15 protein-coding genes are annotated in these 13,775 nt (G+C 65.0%); 7 read left to right on the top strand and 8 right to left on the bottom strand.

The window, feature by feature from the left end; genetic code table 11:
- Positions 1 to 205: 205 nt before the first annotated feature.
- The 3 genes from htpG to ACE10Z_RS06930 form a co-directional block, all read right to left on the bottom strand.
- Positions 206 to 2,065: a molecular chaperone HtpG gene (gene htpG, locus ACE10Z_RS06940; RefSeq protein ID WP_375787280.1), complete on the bottom strand. Its 1,860-nt coding sequence runs from the start codon at positions 2,063 to 2,065 to the stop codon at positions 206 to 208.
- Positions 2,066 to 2,151: 86 nt separating this feature from the next.
- Entirely contained in the window at positions 2,152 to 2,958 is an 807-nt protein-coding gene (locus tag ACE10Z_RS06935) for an MBL fold metallo-hydrolase (protein WP_375787279.1), read from the bottom strand.
- A gap of 60 nt (positions 2,959 to 3,018) precedes the next feature.
- A complete protein-coding gene (locus tag ACE10Z_RS06930; RefSeq protein ID WP_375787278.1) occupies positions 3,019 to 3,999 on the bottom strand; it encodes an AraC family transcriptional regulator in 981 nt (326 codons plus the stop codon).
- 177 nt (positions 4,000 to 4,176) lie between these two features.
- Here ACE10Z_RS06930 and ACE10Z_RS06925 point away from each other — a divergent pair, with 177 nt between their 5' ends.
- Entirely contained in the window at positions 4,177 to 4,731 is a 555-nt protein-coding gene (locus ACE10Z_RS06925) for a sigma-70 family RNA polymerase sigma factor (RefSeq protein WP_375787277.1), read from the top strand.
- On the opposite strand, the gene ACE10Z_RS06920 is transcribed toward ACE10Z_RS06925, so the two are convergent.
- Positions 4,710 to 5,810 carry an asparaginase gene (locus ACE10Z_RS06920; RefSeq protein WP_375787276.1) on the bottom strand — a complete coding sequence of 367 codons (1,101 nt, stop codon included), beginning with the start codon at positions 5,808 to 5,810 and terminating at the stop codon, positions 4,710 to 4,712. The two genes, ACE10Z_RS06925 and ACE10Z_RS06920, sit on opposite strands and share 22 nt — an antisense overlap.
- A 222-nt stretch (positions 5,811 to 6,032) precedes the next feature.
- Here ACE10Z_RS06920 and ACE10Z_RS06915 point away from each other — a divergent pair, with 222 nt between their 5' ends.
- Complete coding sequence (locus ACE10Z_RS06915; RefSeq protein ID WP_375787275.1) at positions 6,033 to 6,260, top strand: acyl-CoA dehydrogenase family protein; 228 nt, start codon at positions 6,033 to 6,035, stop codon at positions 6,258 to 6,260.
- Here ACE10Z_RS06915 and ACE10Z_RS06910 read toward each other — a convergent pair.
- On the bottom strand, positions 6,242 to 6,457 hold the full coding sequence (locus ACE10Z_RS06910) for a hypothetical protein (RefSeq protein ID WP_375787274.1): 216 nt from the start codon (positions 6,455 to 6,457) through the stop codon (positions 6,242 to 6,244). The two genes, ACE10Z_RS06915 and ACE10Z_RS06910, sit on opposite strands and share 19 nt — an antisense overlap.
- Before the next feature lie 11 nt (positions 6,458 to 6,468).
- Between ACE10Z_RS06910 and ACE10Z_RS06905 the strand changes: the two genes are divergently transcribed.
- From ACE10Z_RS06905 to ACE10Z_RS06890, 4 genes are all read left to right on the top strand, one after another.
- Positions 6,469 to 6,789, top strand: coding sequence for an acyl-CoA dehydrogenase family protein (locus ACE10Z_RS06905; protein WP_375787273.1), 321 nt, complete (start codon positions 6,469 to 6,471; stop codon positions 6,787 to 6,789).
- Positions 6,790 to 6,873: 84 nt separating this feature from the next.
- On the top strand, positions 6,874 to 7,488 hold the full coding sequence (locus ACE10Z_RS06900) for a TetR/AcrR family transcriptional regulator (protein ID WP_375787272.1): 615 nt from the start codon (positions 6,874 to 6,876) through the stop codon (positions 7,486 to 7,488).
- Positions 7,489 to 7,699: 211 nt separating this feature from the next.
- Positions 7,700 to 8,863: an OpgC domain-containing protein gene (locus ACE10Z_RS06895; protein ID WP_375787271.1), complete on the top strand. Its 1,164-nt coding sequence runs from the start codon at positions 7,700 to 7,702 to the stop codon at positions 8,861 to 8,863.
- Positions 8,864 to 8,874: 11 nt separating this feature from the next.
- On the top strand, positions 8,875 to 9,585 hold the full coding sequence (locus tag ACE10Z_RS06890) for an alanyl-tRNA editing protein (protein WP_375787270.1): 711 nt from the start codon (positions 8,875 to 8,877) through the stop codon (positions 9,583 to 9,585).
- 27 nt (positions 9,586 to 9,612) lie between these two features.
- Here the strand turns inward: ACE10Z_RS06890 and ACE10Z_RS06885 are convergent, their stop codons facing one another.
- Genes ACE10Z_RS06885 through ACE10Z_RS06875 form a run of 3 tightly spaced genes read right to left on the bottom strand, consistent with a single transcriptional unit; the run spans position 9,613 to position 11,641 of the window.
- Positions 9,613 to 9,735 (bottom strand): hypothetical protein, encoded by a 123-nt coding sequence (locus ACE10Z_RS06885; RefSeq protein WP_375787269.1) that lies wholly within the window; start codon positions 9,733 to 9,735, stop codon positions 9,613 to 9,615.
- Positions 9,732 to 10,292 carry a hypothetical protein gene (locus ACE10Z_RS06880; protein WP_375787268.1) on the bottom strand — a complete coding sequence of 187 codons (561 nt, stop codon included), beginning with the start codon at positions 10,290 to 10,292 and terminating at the stop codon, positions 9,732 to 9,734. The genes ACE10Z_RS06885 and ACE10Z_RS06880 overlap by 4 nt, the downstream gene beginning before the upstream one ends.
- 2 nt (positions 10,293 to 10,294) lie before the next feature.
- Entirely contained in the window at positions 10,295 to 11,641 is a 1,347-nt protein-coding gene (locus ACE10Z_RS06875) for a hypothetical protein (protein ID WP_375787267.1), read from the bottom strand.
- 514 nt (positions 11,642 to 12,155) lie between these two features.
- Between ACE10Z_RS06875 and ACE10Z_RS06870 the strand changes: the two genes are divergently transcribed.
- Positions 12,156 to 13,673, top strand: a complete 1,518-nt coding sequence (locus tag ACE10Z_RS06870) for a helicase HerA domain-containing protein (protein ID WP_375787266.1) — start codon at positions 12,156 to 12,158, stop codon at positions 13,671 to 13,673.
- Positions 13,674 to 13,775: the final 102 nt, after the last annotated feature.

The following is a 13,775-nucleotide window of genomic DNA, read 5'->3' as shown; positions in this document are numbered from 1 at the left end:
TTGCGCTTCGCTTCACCCAGGCTACGAACGGCCCAGTCCGTCATGCTGAGGAGGCCGCGCAGCGGCCGTCTCGAAGCATGCATGGCCCCGCTGCAACAGCTCGGCCGTGCATCCTTCGAGACGCGCGCAAGAGCGCGCTCCTCCAGCGACAAAGGCGAAGCCTTTGCGCGGGGATGACGGGGCCGGCAGGCGAAGCGCGCCGCCCCTACTTCCCCAATCCCCGCAGCACGAGCTGGTTCAAGCGGCTGGCGAATGCGGCGGGATCGTCGGGCATCTCGCCGTCGAGGATCTGCGCTTGCTCGAACAGCAGGAGCGACAGATCCTTCGCCTGCGCGGTGTCGGTCGCAATCGCCGCGACCAGCGGATGACGCAGATTGATCTCGAGGATCGGCTTGGTGATCTCGCCGCGGTTCTGCTGGGCGAGCAGCCGCTCCAGCGCGCGATCGCGCGCGTCGCCGCCGGCGACGAGGCACGATGCGCTCGCGGTCAGCCGCTGCGAGGCGCGGACGTCGGAGACGCGCTCACCGAGCGCGTCCTTGATCACGGCGATCGTGGTCGCGGCATCGGCTGCCGGCTCGTCCTTCTTGTCGGACTTGTCGTCGGCCAGCGGGATCAGGCCGAAATCGACATCGCCCTGGCTCAGCGACTTCAGCGGCTTGCCGCCGAACTCGAGCGGCGCCGAGGTCCAGAACGCATCGACGGGATCGGTCAGCAGCAGCACCTCGATGCCGCGGGCGCGTGCCGATTCCAGCTTCGGGTTCGATTTCAGCCGCTCGACACTGTCGCCGACCAGATAATAGATCTCGGTCTGGTTCGGCTTGAAGTCGTCGACGACCTGCTTCAGCGAGCGCTTCTCGCCCGACGTCGTGGTGAAGCGGGCCAGCGCCAGGAGCTTCTCGCGGCGCTCGAAGTCCTCCCAGAGGCCTTCCTTGATGACCGGGCCGAACGCGTCCCAGATCTTTGTGAAGGTCTCCGGCTCCTTTTCGCCGAGCGTTTCCAGCTCGCCGATCACGCGGCTGGTGACGGCCTTGCGGATCTGCGCGAGCTGCGGATTGTTCTGCAGCATCTCGCGCGAGATGTTGAGCGGCAGGTCCTCGCTGTCGATCACGCCACGGATGAAGCGGAGGTAAGCCGGCAGCAGCTCGGCGTCGTCGGCGATGAAGACGCGGCGGACATAGAGCTTGACCTTGCCCTTGCGCTCGACCTGGAACAGGTCGAACGGCTTTTGCGATGGCGCGAACAGCAGCACGGCATAGGACTGCCGGCCCTCGGCGCGGTAATGCAGCGTCATCGCCGGATCGTCGAACGCGCCCGCGATCTGCTTGTAGGCCTGCGCATAATCTTCCGGCTTGAGCTCGGATTTCGAGCGCTGCCACAGCGCGCTCGCCGAGTTGATCTGGCGTGCCTCGCCCTCCTCCGGCACCAGGAGGATCGGAAACTGGATGTTGTCGGAATATTCGCGGACGATGCGCTCGATCTCGTAAGCCTCGAGATATTTGGCGTCCTTCTTCAGGTGCAGCACGATCTCGGTGCCGCGCGCGACGCGCTTGGCAGCCTCCTCGCTCGCCGGCGCGATCTCGAAACCGCTGCCTCCTTCCGACGACCACACCCAGACCTCGTCCGAGCCGGCGCGGCGGCTGGTGACGACGATCTTCTCGGCGACCATGAAGGCGGCATAGAAGCCGACGCCGAACTGGCCGATCAGGTTGGCGCCGTCCTTGGCCTCGGTGAGCTTCGACAGGAACGATTTGGTCCCGGAGCGCGCGATGGTGCCGAGATTGTCGATCAGCTCCGCCCGCTCCATGCCGATGCCGGTATCGATAACGGACAGCGTATCGGCCGCCTTGTTCGGGACGATCCTGATCTCCGGCGGCGTGCCGTCCGTGATCAGGCCGGGATTGGCGATCGCCTCATAGCGCAGCTTGTCGCAGGCGTCGGATGCGTTCGAGATCAGCTCGCGCAGGAAGATATCGGTCTCGGAATAGACCGAATGCACCATCAGGTGCAGCAATTCGGCAACCTCGGCCTGGAACGGCTGGGATTCGGCAGCGGCAGTTGTGGTCATGCAGAAACTCGGACAAATGGTAAGTGGCGGGAAAGCCCTGATATAGCGCGATCGCGCCGCCTGGCAAGACGAGCCGGCGGAACCCGTCAGTCCGAGATCGCCGCGAGATAGCGCTCGACCGAGCGGCCGAACGCCGCCTTGGCATCGGTTGCGATGTTCTTGCCCCACCAGGCGCCGTAGACCCGATCATACGCCAGCGGCGCGACCGCGCGTGCGATGCGGCGGACTGCGGATGCGTTGAGCGGAATGTAGTTCGGGTATGAGTACATGAAGCTGACCGAGCGGCGGTCCATCGCCACCATCGCGATGTCCCCCGTCAGGAGCGCACCGCGCCCGTCCGCGCCCTTGCACCAATGCAGCATGGTGGCGCCGGCGAAATGCCCACCGACGCGCACCAGGAGAATGTCTTCGGAGATGCGATGGCTGTCGCCTTGCCAAGGCACGATCGACCGATAGGGCCGCGTCACCCATTGCGCATCGTCGCCGTGCAGATAGACCGGTGCATCGTCGAACGCCGCGCTCCAGTCGGCAACCGCGCCATAATAATGCGGATGCGAGATCGCGATCGCCTTCAGCCCGCCGAGCGATTTGACATGCGCGATCGCCTCGGGCGTGGCCAGCGGCACGCAGTCCCACATCACGCAGCCGCCGCGGTCGGGCACCAGCAGTGCGCGTTGCCCGATCGCAAATGACGGCTCGAGCGCGATCCCGACCAAGCCGAGATCATCGCGCCAGACCAGTTTATGCCGTTGCGCGAGACCCTCGCGCGTCAGCCATGTCTGCCCTTTCCAGTTCACATATTGCCGCTCGTCCTCGCAGATCGGGCAAGCCGGCGGCGGCACCGCGGTTTCAGGAAATTGCGCGCCGCATTGTTCGCAGGTCCAGAGAGGCATTGAGAGCACAGGCGTTGGGGTGAAGCTGGTCCCTTGATCTACGTCGGCAACGCAACGTGTTCAATGCCGGCGCCCCAATTCCATCTGCATCTCCGCCGGCGCTGCGCCGAACCTGCGGCGGAATGCGCGATGGAAATAGGACAGGTCGTTGAAGCCGGCCGTATAGGCGATGTCGCTGACCTTGCGGCCGGCGCCCTGCGCGTGCAGCAGCAGCCGGCGCGCCAGCAGCAGGCGCTGCTCCAGGACATATTCCGAGAACGTGGTCCCTTCGGACGCGAACAGGCGTTGCGCCTGGCGCGTGCTCAGCGCATTGGCCCTCGCTATGGCCCCGATCGTGAGCCTGCCATTGTCGAGATTCTTCAGGACATCGGCCTTCATCAGATCGAGCCGCGCCTTCGCCACGCCGTCGCATGCGGCCAATTCCTTGGTCTCGGCACTGCCGCCGAGCACGAGGCCGACCAGATCGGCAAGATGATGCGCCGCCGCCTGCTGGCCCGACACATCGAGATCGCCGGCGAGCTCGGTGCAGAGCGCCGAATAACGCTCGATCATCGCGCTCAAGGCCGGCTCGCGGCCGAGCGGGCGCGCCAGCCGGGTCTCAGCCATGGGGACGACCTGGAGCAAAAGGCGCCGCGGAAACCGCGTCGTCGTAAAGCTGCCGGACTGGGTGAGATCGGCCGTGCCGACGATATTCATCTCGGTGAGGCACATCTGCCCGCGCTTAAGCTCGATCGCCTTGCGGCCTTGTGTGACCTGCACCGAGCCGCGCGTCGCTGATATCAGCACCAAATCGTCGCAGCCGTCACTCAGAAGCGCGCGGGTGCGGGCAAAACGGGCTGAGCCGCCGCGCGGCGTCGCGATCGCGACCGTATGCAGCAGCGTGAACTCGTTGTGGCAATCGATGCGGTTGTCGTCGGTCGGTCCGACGTCGAGCCGGCAGAAGCCGCGGCAGATGCCCTCGCGCCAGGCCTCATAGGCCGGCCCCTTCGCCAGCCCGTGATGGAAAATCGAGAACCGGTTGGGCACCTGTGTCTCGGACATGATCCGTGCTCCGAAAGCGCGATCGATCGATACGAGGCGACGAACGATCGCGTTCTTCCCGGCGTGCGCATGTCGTTCCTGTCCCTACGCTTGGCGCGACGGTCCACGACTCCGGCGGGGAGCCTGATACCACTCCGCAGATTGACGGTAAAGCTATTCACGAGATGCAACCCTATGATGCGTAGTGCGAAAGCCGGGAATAAAACGGCGCAGCAGTTTCGTGACGCCGCGCTGCCGTGGCTCGACGATGCCTATGCGTTCGCCCAGGTGCTGACGCGAACCGAGGCGGACGCCGAACAGGCCGTGCAGGACTGCTATCTGCGCGCACTGCGCCAGTTCGACGGCTTTCGCGGCACCGCCATCAGGCCCTGGCTGCTCGCGATCCTCAAGACCGTCTGCCAGGAGAAGCAGTCTCGCCGCGGCTCAGCCTCAGATGCCGGCGCGAGCAGGACGCGGGAGCGGCGCGACTCCCCGACCATCCGGCAACTCGTCGCCGAGCTGCCCGAACCACTCGGCGAGGTCATCGCACTACGCGAGTATCTCGATCTCACCTACAAGGAGATCGCCGAGGTCACCGGCGTTCCCGTCACCACTGTGATGTCGCGCATCGCGGAAGCCCGCGCATTGCTGCTCGCGGCGCGGCGAGCAGTGCAATCGCACCAGGAACCAGCCGCTGCGAGCCCCGCAGGTGGCGCGTCGACACTCACGGTCTACCGCGCGAACGCCTGTTGAACCGCCGCGGACTCGGTCACGCCGTTGGCGATCAGGAGCTGAGCCAGGACGCGCGCCTTCTGCGGATTAAGATCGAGCGAGACCGCAAAGCCGAGCTTGTCGTCCTCGACCTCGACGTTGCGGTTGACATAGCCCGAGCCGACGCGGGTCGACCGCACCACCACGACACCCTGCTTCGCCGCGGCCGCCAGCGCATCGATCGCGCCCTTCGATGAATTGCCGTCACCGACGCCGGCCAGCACGATGCCCTTGGCGCCGCGCTTGACCGCATCCTCGATCGGCGCGGCATCCATGTTGGCGTGGGAGTAGATGATGTCGACCCGCGGCAAGGGCGCAGCGTCAGGCAAATTCAGCTTGGCGCCCTTGGCTGGTGCGGCCGGCTGCAGGAAGCGCAGCGAGCCGGTGTCGACATAACCGACCGGACCGGCATCCGGGGATCGGAACGTCTCGACGCTGGTGGTATTGGTCTTCTGCACCCAACGCGCGGCATGGATGGTGTCGTCAAGCACCACCAGCACGCCGCGGCCGCGGGATTCCGGCGCCGATGCGACCCGCATCGCCTCGTAGAGATTGGCCGGGCCATCGGCGCCGATCGCGGTCGAGGGCCGCATCGATCCGACCAGCACGACCGGCATGTCGGTGTCCAGCACGTTTTGCAGGAAGAACGCCGTCTCCTCCATCGTGTCGGTGCCATGCGTGATGACGACGCCGTCGACTTCCTTGTTGTCGATCGCTGCGCGGATGCGCTTGGCGAGGTCGAACCAGACCTTGTCGTTCATGTCCTGCGAGCCGATCGACGAGATCTGCTCGGCCGAAATCTGGGCAAGTTTGTCGATGCCCGGAATGGCGGTGATCAGGTTCGCCGCACTGACCTTGCCCGAATCATAGGCATTGCCGGCGCGTGCATTGGCCTGGCCCGCGATGGTTCCGCCGGTGCCGAGAACGAGCACGCGGGCCAGCGCGCCGCCGGCGGGCGACTGCTGTGCAATGGCCGGCGACGCAAGCCCGATGACAAGGGCTGCGGCAAGGCCGACGATGATGCGTGCGGAACGAGCCGATCGGAACGAGTGCAGCGTCATTTCTTCCCCCAGCAAACTGCCTACTCACAACTCGTGGTTTTATCGCGCAAGAAATGGACAAACTTGCGGCGGAATCCATCGGGGACAGAATTCCGACCTTCCCGGCCGCTCTCACCCAGTACCCTGCTCACACCGCCTTGTTCGCCGGCGCTCCTGCAAATGTTGACACCGCTGGAATGACGGCGCACGTTTTTCGAAGATTATTCGAAATATGGGCCCGCCATGCATTTCGAGCTTCGCGACGATCTCCGCATTCTGCAAGGCCGGGTGCGCGAATTCGTGCGCAGCGAGCTCAAGCCCCACGATGCCGCGATCGAGGCAACCGGCGAGGTGCCGGAGAGCGCGATGGCCGGCCTGCGCAGGATGGGATTGTTCGGCACCAACACGCCGAAGCAATTCGGCGGTCTCGGCCTCTCGATGCTGGCCGCGGCTCAGCGCATGCCGAAGTGATCTTCGAGAGCTGCCGCGTTCCGCGCGAAAACCTGCTCGGCCAGGAGAGTGAAGGATTTGCCATCGCGATGCGGTGCCTGGATGCCGGGCGCACGCATGGGGGCGCCTATTGCGTCGGCGCAGCGAGCCAGCTGCTGGGCTACGCGCTCGATCATGTCTCGGCGCGCGAGACGTTCGGACGCAAGCTGCGCGACCATCAGGGCATCGAGTGGCAGATCGCCGACATGGCGAGCGCGCCGCGCGCCTTGTCGCCTATGAGGCGGCCTGGCGCTACGACCAGAGCGATGCCGCCGCCCGCACCGCCGCCGCGGCGCTGTCCAAATATACCGGCGCCGCCATGGTGCAGCAGGTGGCCGACACGACCATGCAGCTGTTCGGTGGTGCCGGTTATTCCAGGGACCTGCCGATCGAGCGCATCTGGCGCGAAACGCGGGTGGTCCGCATTCTGGATGGCACATCGGAGATCATGCGGCAGATCATCGCCCGCAACGCGTTCCGCAACCATCAACGGCGGAACGCGCCAATCTGACAACGGCCTCTTCCACTTTATGTTGCAATAGTTCTTGGTGATCCACTTCCGCTGTCTTACTGTTTTGCGGGATGGGAGAAGGAAGTGGCTTCGGGGACGACGCTCAAGCTCAAGCAACAACGCAGCCGCGATCGGCGCGAGCAGATCCTCTCGGCAGCGACCAAGCTGTTCGGCCAGAGGGGCATCGACGGCACCTCGCTCACCGAGGTCGCGGCGGTGGCGAAAGTACCGCTCTCCAGCATCTACGATTATTTCGAGGACAAGCGCGCGCTGGTGCTCGATGTGCCCGAGGGCAATTTCGAGGTGCTGTATCAGAAGACCGAGCCGCTGCTGGTGAAGGGCGCTGACCCCGTCGAGCAGCTTCGCATCATCTTCCTGACCAACTTCCAGTACATCAAGGACAACCCGAGCTGGGGCCGCGTGTTCTTCCTGGAGATATGGCCGAGCGTCCTTGCCGCCGAACCGCGGGTCAAGAAGGCGGTCGACAAATACGCGCTGCGTTACGTGCAGCTGATCAAGCAGGCGATCCGCGCCGGAACCTATCGCCGCAATCTCGATCCCTACACCGCGATGTCGCTGATGATGGGCGGCATGTGCCACCTGACCGCGGTCTGGCTGCTCTATGGCCGCAAATACGATCTGTTGAAGAAGGGCAAGACGCTGTTCACCACGCTGCACAACGGGTTCGTTCAGCGCTAGCTGCGCCGGTGTGCGGCCTCCGGCCTACGCACTGTCTGCCAGGGAGAGGTCCGCGGCGGAAACGATTGATCCAAATTCATCGTTGTTTGGCCAGCTGTTGCTGGCCATCCGTTTCCAAAAACCAATACACAACCGTCGAAATCCTGTTCTAGTATGATGTCGTGGGCGACCCGCGGTTGGACTCGCGGGCACTGGGGATGGGAGCGAACCGATGGACGTCAGGGCTGTTCTGCCGCCGCGTGGCCGCGACTATCGCCTCGATCTGCTGCGCGGCTTCGCCAACTGGGCGATCTATCTCGATCACATCCCGAACAACGCCGTGAACTGGATCACGCAGAAGAATTTCGGCTTCAGCGACGCGGCCGATCTGTTCGTGTTCATCTCCGGCTACACCGCGTCCTTTGTCTATGCGCGCATGATGCTGGAGCGCGGCACCGTGATCGGCGCCACCCGGCTGATCAAGCGGGCCTGGCAGATCTATGTCGCGCACGTCCTGCTGTTCGTGGTCTACATCGCCGAGATCGGCTATCTCGCGCAGCGCTATCACGACCCCAACCTGCAGAATGAATTCAACGTCGCGGGCTTCATGCAGAATCCGGCGGAGACGCTCTATCAGGGCCTGATCCTGGCTTTCAAGCCGGTCAACATGGACGTGCTGCCGCTCTACATCGCGCTGATGCTGGTCTATCCGCTGGTGCTGTGGGCGATGTTGCGGAAGCTCAATCTGACGCTGGCGGCCTCGTTCCTGCTCTATCTCGCCGCACGCCATTTCGGCTGGAATCTGCCGGCCTATCCAGGCGGCTCATGGTACTTCAACCCGTTCTGCTGGCAGTTCCTGTTCGTGTTCGGCGGCTGGTTCGCGCTCGGCGGCGCCAGCGAATCGATCACATTCATCCGCTCGCGCGCCTTCCTTTGGCTCGGCGGCGCCTATCTGCTGTTCGCACTGGTCATGACGCTGGCGGGCCGTTTCCCGGAACTGGGCCAGGCGATGCCGGCCTGGCTCTATGACGCCTTCAATCCGAACGACAAGACCAACCTCGCGCCCTATCGCGTGCTGCACTTCGTGGTCCTCGCCTTCTTCGTCACGCGCTTCCTGCCCCGCGAATGGGCTGGATATGAATGGCCGATATTCCAGCCGATCATCAAATGCGGCCAGCAGTCGCTCGAGGTGTTCTGCTCGGGCGTCTTCCTTGCCGTGGTCGCGCATGTGGTGCTGGTCGAGGTCTCCGGCAGCCTCTGGATGCAGATCGCGGTCAGCGCGATCGGCATCGTGCTGATGACCGTGCTCGCCTATTACCGCTCGTGGTCGAAGAAGGTCGACAAGGCGCCGAAGCCGCCCCTGGCTGCGCAGGCGGTCGCGAAGCCGGCGGAATAGGCGCGTCATCGATGTCGCGCGCCTTCTATCACGATCATCCCGACATCCTGCAGCTCGAAGCCGAGGTGCGCGACGCCAGGCCCGGCGCCGTCCTCGTCGAACGCTCCCCGTTCTTTCCTGGAGGGGGCGGGCAGCTTCCGGACCAGGGTATCCTGAGATGGTCCGGCGGCGTGCTGCCCATCACCGGACTTGAGCGCGACGAACGCGGCCTGTGGCATCTGTTTGCCGGCGAAGCCCTGCCCTCCGGCAAAGTGACGCTCGAGGTCGAGCCGGCATTTCGCGCCCTGATGTGCGAACTGCACACGCTGGCCCATGTCGTCAATGCACTGGTCTATACCCAGTTCGGCGGCGCCCTTCTCACCGGCGCCCAGCTCAACGCCGACGCCACGTTCCGCGTCGATTTCGATCTGCCGGGAGCCGACAATGACACGCTGCGGGCGCTTGAGGCGCCGCTGAACGAGGTCATTCGGCGGGACCTTCCGGTGAGCAGCATCTTCATGCCACACGACGAAGCGCAGGCCGTGCCCGGCCTGTTCCGCAGCAAGGCCGTCGCCCCGCCGGCCGGGGAGGATGGACTCGTTCGCATCGTCGAAATCCTCGACCTCGATCGCCAGGCCTGCGGCGGCACGCATCTGGCGTCGACCGGGCGCGCGCGACCCGCGCGCATCGTCAAGATCGACAACAAGGGCCGCCAGAACCGCAGGATCAAGGTTGCGGTCTGACCCGCTCTCCCAAGCCGCCTGCGCTTGCTATTTCGCGAGCGGCTTGCCGGCCGTCTCCGGCGCGAGGGCGATCAACGGCAGACCGATTACGCCATTGGTGAAGAAGCCGAGTAACGGCAGCGGCACCGTGAGGTGTCGCGGCGTGCTCACCTTTGATAGATCTTGAGCGTTGTGATCATTTGCTTGAGTTCGGCGACATATTTGTCGGCGTAGTCCTTGTGCACCGACAGAGTGACGAGAATGCCGAGCTCCGACGTGTTGGTGGCAAGATAGTAGGTGTCGAAATTGGGTAGTTCCGAACCGGAATGCAACGCCTCGACCCATTGGTGCGAACCGATCGTCGTGCGTCCAACAGAGCGTACCTCGGACAGCTTGCCCGTAGCTTCATCACCGATCCTTTGCCGCTGCTTCAGGTGGTCCTCGTAGGCCTGCAAATTGTCCTGCGCATTGCGCTCCTTCATCGCGATGATCGCGATGGCCGCATGGGGAGGCTTGCCGGGCGGTGAGCAAACAAATTCACTGTCGTCCAGTTCGCACCACCAGCCGCGCGCCAGCTCCATGTCAAACGCCGCGGCCCGGAACACGTCTCGCTGCGGCGCGACCAGGATACGCGACGCTGAATATCCGGCGCCGCCGAGCACGGTCGCGCTCACGACAAACGATGCCAGCGTTGCGGTCACAAGGCGCGCGCTGCCGAAGATGTCCACCCTCAATTCCCCTGCTGTTCGATCCAGCGCTTGAGATCGGCGACGTGTTGCCCGAGGTCAGCCCCTGCACCGGAGCCCGCGATCGCGGCGATGGTGTTGAGGGCGCCCTGTTTGGCCTCGGCGGCAGCGGCGGCATTTCCGCGCTTGCGCTCGATCAGGAGCGTGTACGCTTGGGCGATAGCCACCTCATACGCGACGGACACGTCGGCGGGCTTGCCGTCATCGGATGAGCCGGCACCGACAGCAAGCTTGAACTGCTCGGCCGCGGGATCCAGCCGATCAAGCGTGACATATTGCTGGCCCGCCAGCCGGAACAGGCGCACCCGCCATGCGACGACCTGATCATCCTCGGTGCGACCGTCGGACCTGCGGGCGTCGAGCAAGCGCTTCAGCGCATCGGCACCAGCGGAATAGCTGTCGGCCGCCTCCTGGTGGCGATTTGCGGCGGCGTGCAGGTCGCCCGTCTGGCCCTGCGCCTCGGCCTCGAACCGGACAATTTGCGCGCGCCCATCATGCTCCTTGCCGAGCCGCCGGGCGTCCTCGAGGAGATCGGCATATGCGTGGCTGGCGCCATCCGTATCTTTCTGTCGCATCAGATACTCGGCATAGGCTTGGCGTGCCTGCAGGAGAGCCAATGCCGCATCAACGCGCGCGCGGTTCTGATGACTCAGCGCCGCGCGTTCAATGGCGTCGTTGAATTCCTTGCGCGCCTCCTTGTCTTCATGCAGCGCTTCGCGGCGGGCTCCGCGCTCGAGCCGGCAGGTTACAACCCCGTTGATCGGGGGATCGTTCGTCGTCCCTTGATCCGCCTTGTCGAGCAGGTCGCAGCCGCGGCTGATGATGAGCCGGCGTGTCCGCGAAGTGGAAGCATCGCCGGCGCTCAGATTGACCGCCTCCTCAACCATGCTGGATGCCGCGAACATGCTGTCGTCGTTGGCACGGATCGCCTTGTGCTGGTTGATCAAGGCGACCACACTGAGACTGCCCACCGCGAGCAGCGTTCCAAGCGTCGCGCCCGCGACGGCGCCCAACTGCGTCTGCTGCCGCTTCTCCTCTTCCTGCCGGAGCCGGGGCATCTCGTCCGGCGGGATGTTGAACAGGGGCGCGACGATCTTCAGCTTTTCCGCGCTCAGGCGGACGACGCGCGAAAAGCTCAGGAACCAGAATCGTCCCGCACCTCTCAAGTCGACGATCTCGATATTCGGGAACGCATCCTTCAAGCCGCCGGGCAGCGGACCGTCGAAATCGCCTGCGCCCCTGGCGACGATGACGTTACCCGCACCGGGGCCCGTCGAGAAATCCCGGATCTCGCGCTCGATCCAGTCCTCGACACCTCCCGGCCGCCGCATCGCATTCGGCGTCGCGACGACAATGAGATATCGCGAGGACAGCAGCGCCGGCTTGATGCTTTGCTCGTAGAAGTCGCTGGTGCCCCGTTCATAGGCCGAATCGAGATAGACGCACAGCTTCCGGCCATAGACGCCGCGCAGCGCGGCAGGAAGACGAAAGCCGACAAGCGCACGTCTCAGCCACCGTGCAACGGCAATCCCGTCGGACCGGCGATAGGAAATGAATGCGTCATAATTGAACTCAGGCATCGCGTTCGACGGGCTGATTGAATGGAGAGCGGGTCCGAACCGGCCGGACCGCGCATCTGAACCGAAATTGACGCGAACGGAATCTTCACCAGACAGGCAAGCAAATTAAACACGTTGTAGTAGCTCGATCAATCGTCATCTCGCCAGACGAGCATCGCCGTTGTCGAAGTCCCGGTCGCGCCTGGGGATCATGCCGCGGTGCGCTCGACGCGGCGCGATCGGCTTGTTAAGCGGCATGCCGCAAGGACAATTTGAGTCGAGGCACATGACCGTAGCGATCGAGATGGGACAGACGACGGCCGGCGCTTCGGCGGCCATCGACCTCGAGGAGCTATTGGCGACGCGCCTCCTGGTGCAGGGCAATTCGGGTTCCGGCAAATCTCATCTGCTGCGCCGGCTGCTGGAGCAGAGCGCGCCATGGGTGCAGCAGACCATCATCGATCCCGAGGGTGACTTCGTGACCCTGGCCGAGCGATTCGGCCACCTGGTCATCGATGCCGAGGACCATACCGAGCGCAGCCTGCAGGTCGCCGGCGAGCGCGTGCGCATCCATCGTGTCTCCACCGTGCTCAATCTCGAGGGGCTCGACGCCGAGAACCAGATGCGGCGCGCCGCGGCCTTCCTCGGCGGCATGTTCGAGGTTGCCCGCGACCATTGGTATCCGATGCTGGTGGTGGTGGACGAGGCGCAGCTGTTCGCGCCGGCGATCGCGGGCGAAGTCTCCGACGAGGCGCGCAAGCTCTCGCTCGGCGCGATGACCAACCTGATGTGCCGCGGCCGCAAGCGGGGGCTTGCCGGGATCATCGCGACCCAGCGGCTGGCCAAGCTCGCCAAGAATGTCGCCGCCGAAGCATCGAACTTCCTGATGGGCCGGACCTTCCTCGATATCGACATGGCGCGCGCCGCCGACCTGCTCGGCATGGAGCGGCGGCAGGCGGAAGCGTTCCGCGACCTGGAGCGCGGACAATTCATGGCGCTGGGACCCGCACTCTCCCGCCGTCCGCTGGGCTTGCGCATCGGTCCGACCGACACGCAACCGCGCAACGCGGCGCCGCGGCTGATGCCGCTGCCTGAAGCGGCGCTTGAGGATGCACGCGCCATCATCCTCGCGGCCCCGCCGCCCGAAACAACGGCCAGACCTCCGCGCCGCGCGCCGTCGCCCGACCTGCTCAGCCAGTTGATGGCCGCCAAGCCAACAGGACCGGAGCAAGATCCCGAAGCCGCGGAACCGCCACTCAGCGCCGAACAGCTGGCCGAGCGGCGTGAGCGGCTGGATCGCATCCTGCGCGCGATCCTCGCCGAGCCCGACGCCGGCTTCCGCGCCATCGGCGTACTCTATCAGGAGTTCGTGGTCCGCTGCCGGATCGAGGGTCTCGGTGCCGTCGTGCCGGAGCTGGCCGATTTCCGCCGCATGCTGACGCGCGCCCGCGCCGGGCTCGGCACCGAGATGGCTGAGGACGACGCGTGGCAGGACGTCTCGCTGCGGGCCGCCATCCTGCCCGAGGACATGCAGGGTGTCTTCATGATGATCGCCCGCGCCGCCAAGGAAGGCTGGCCCTGCCCGAGCGATGCAGCGATCGCCCGCGCCTATGGCACGCACTCGCTGCGCCGCGCCCGGCATCTTTTGACCTACATCGAGGAGCAGGGCCTGATCGTCTGCCAGCTTGACGGTGCCGGCCGGCGGATCGTGACACTCGTCGAGCTCGCCTGGGCCACCGCCGCCGCCGACCCGAATGCCGATGACCAGTCCGCGGAGATAGCCTGCAACAGCTCAACTCCGTGAGCTGTGCAGGATCGAGACGCACTGCAAGTTACGAAAAAGGCCCGCCGGGAGGCGGGCCTTTTCGTCTCTGCCGGAAGCAGGCGGAACCACCCTATCTCAGCG

It is taken from the genome of Bradyrhizobium sp. Pha-3 (assembly GCF_042258615.1).
GTDB lineage: Bacteria > Pseudomonadota > Alphaproteobacteria > Rhizobiales > Xanthobacteraceae > Bradyrhizobium.
The sequence above is the reverse complement of the archived record's forward strand: the minus strand, read 5'-3'. Positions and strand labels throughout refer to the sequence as shown.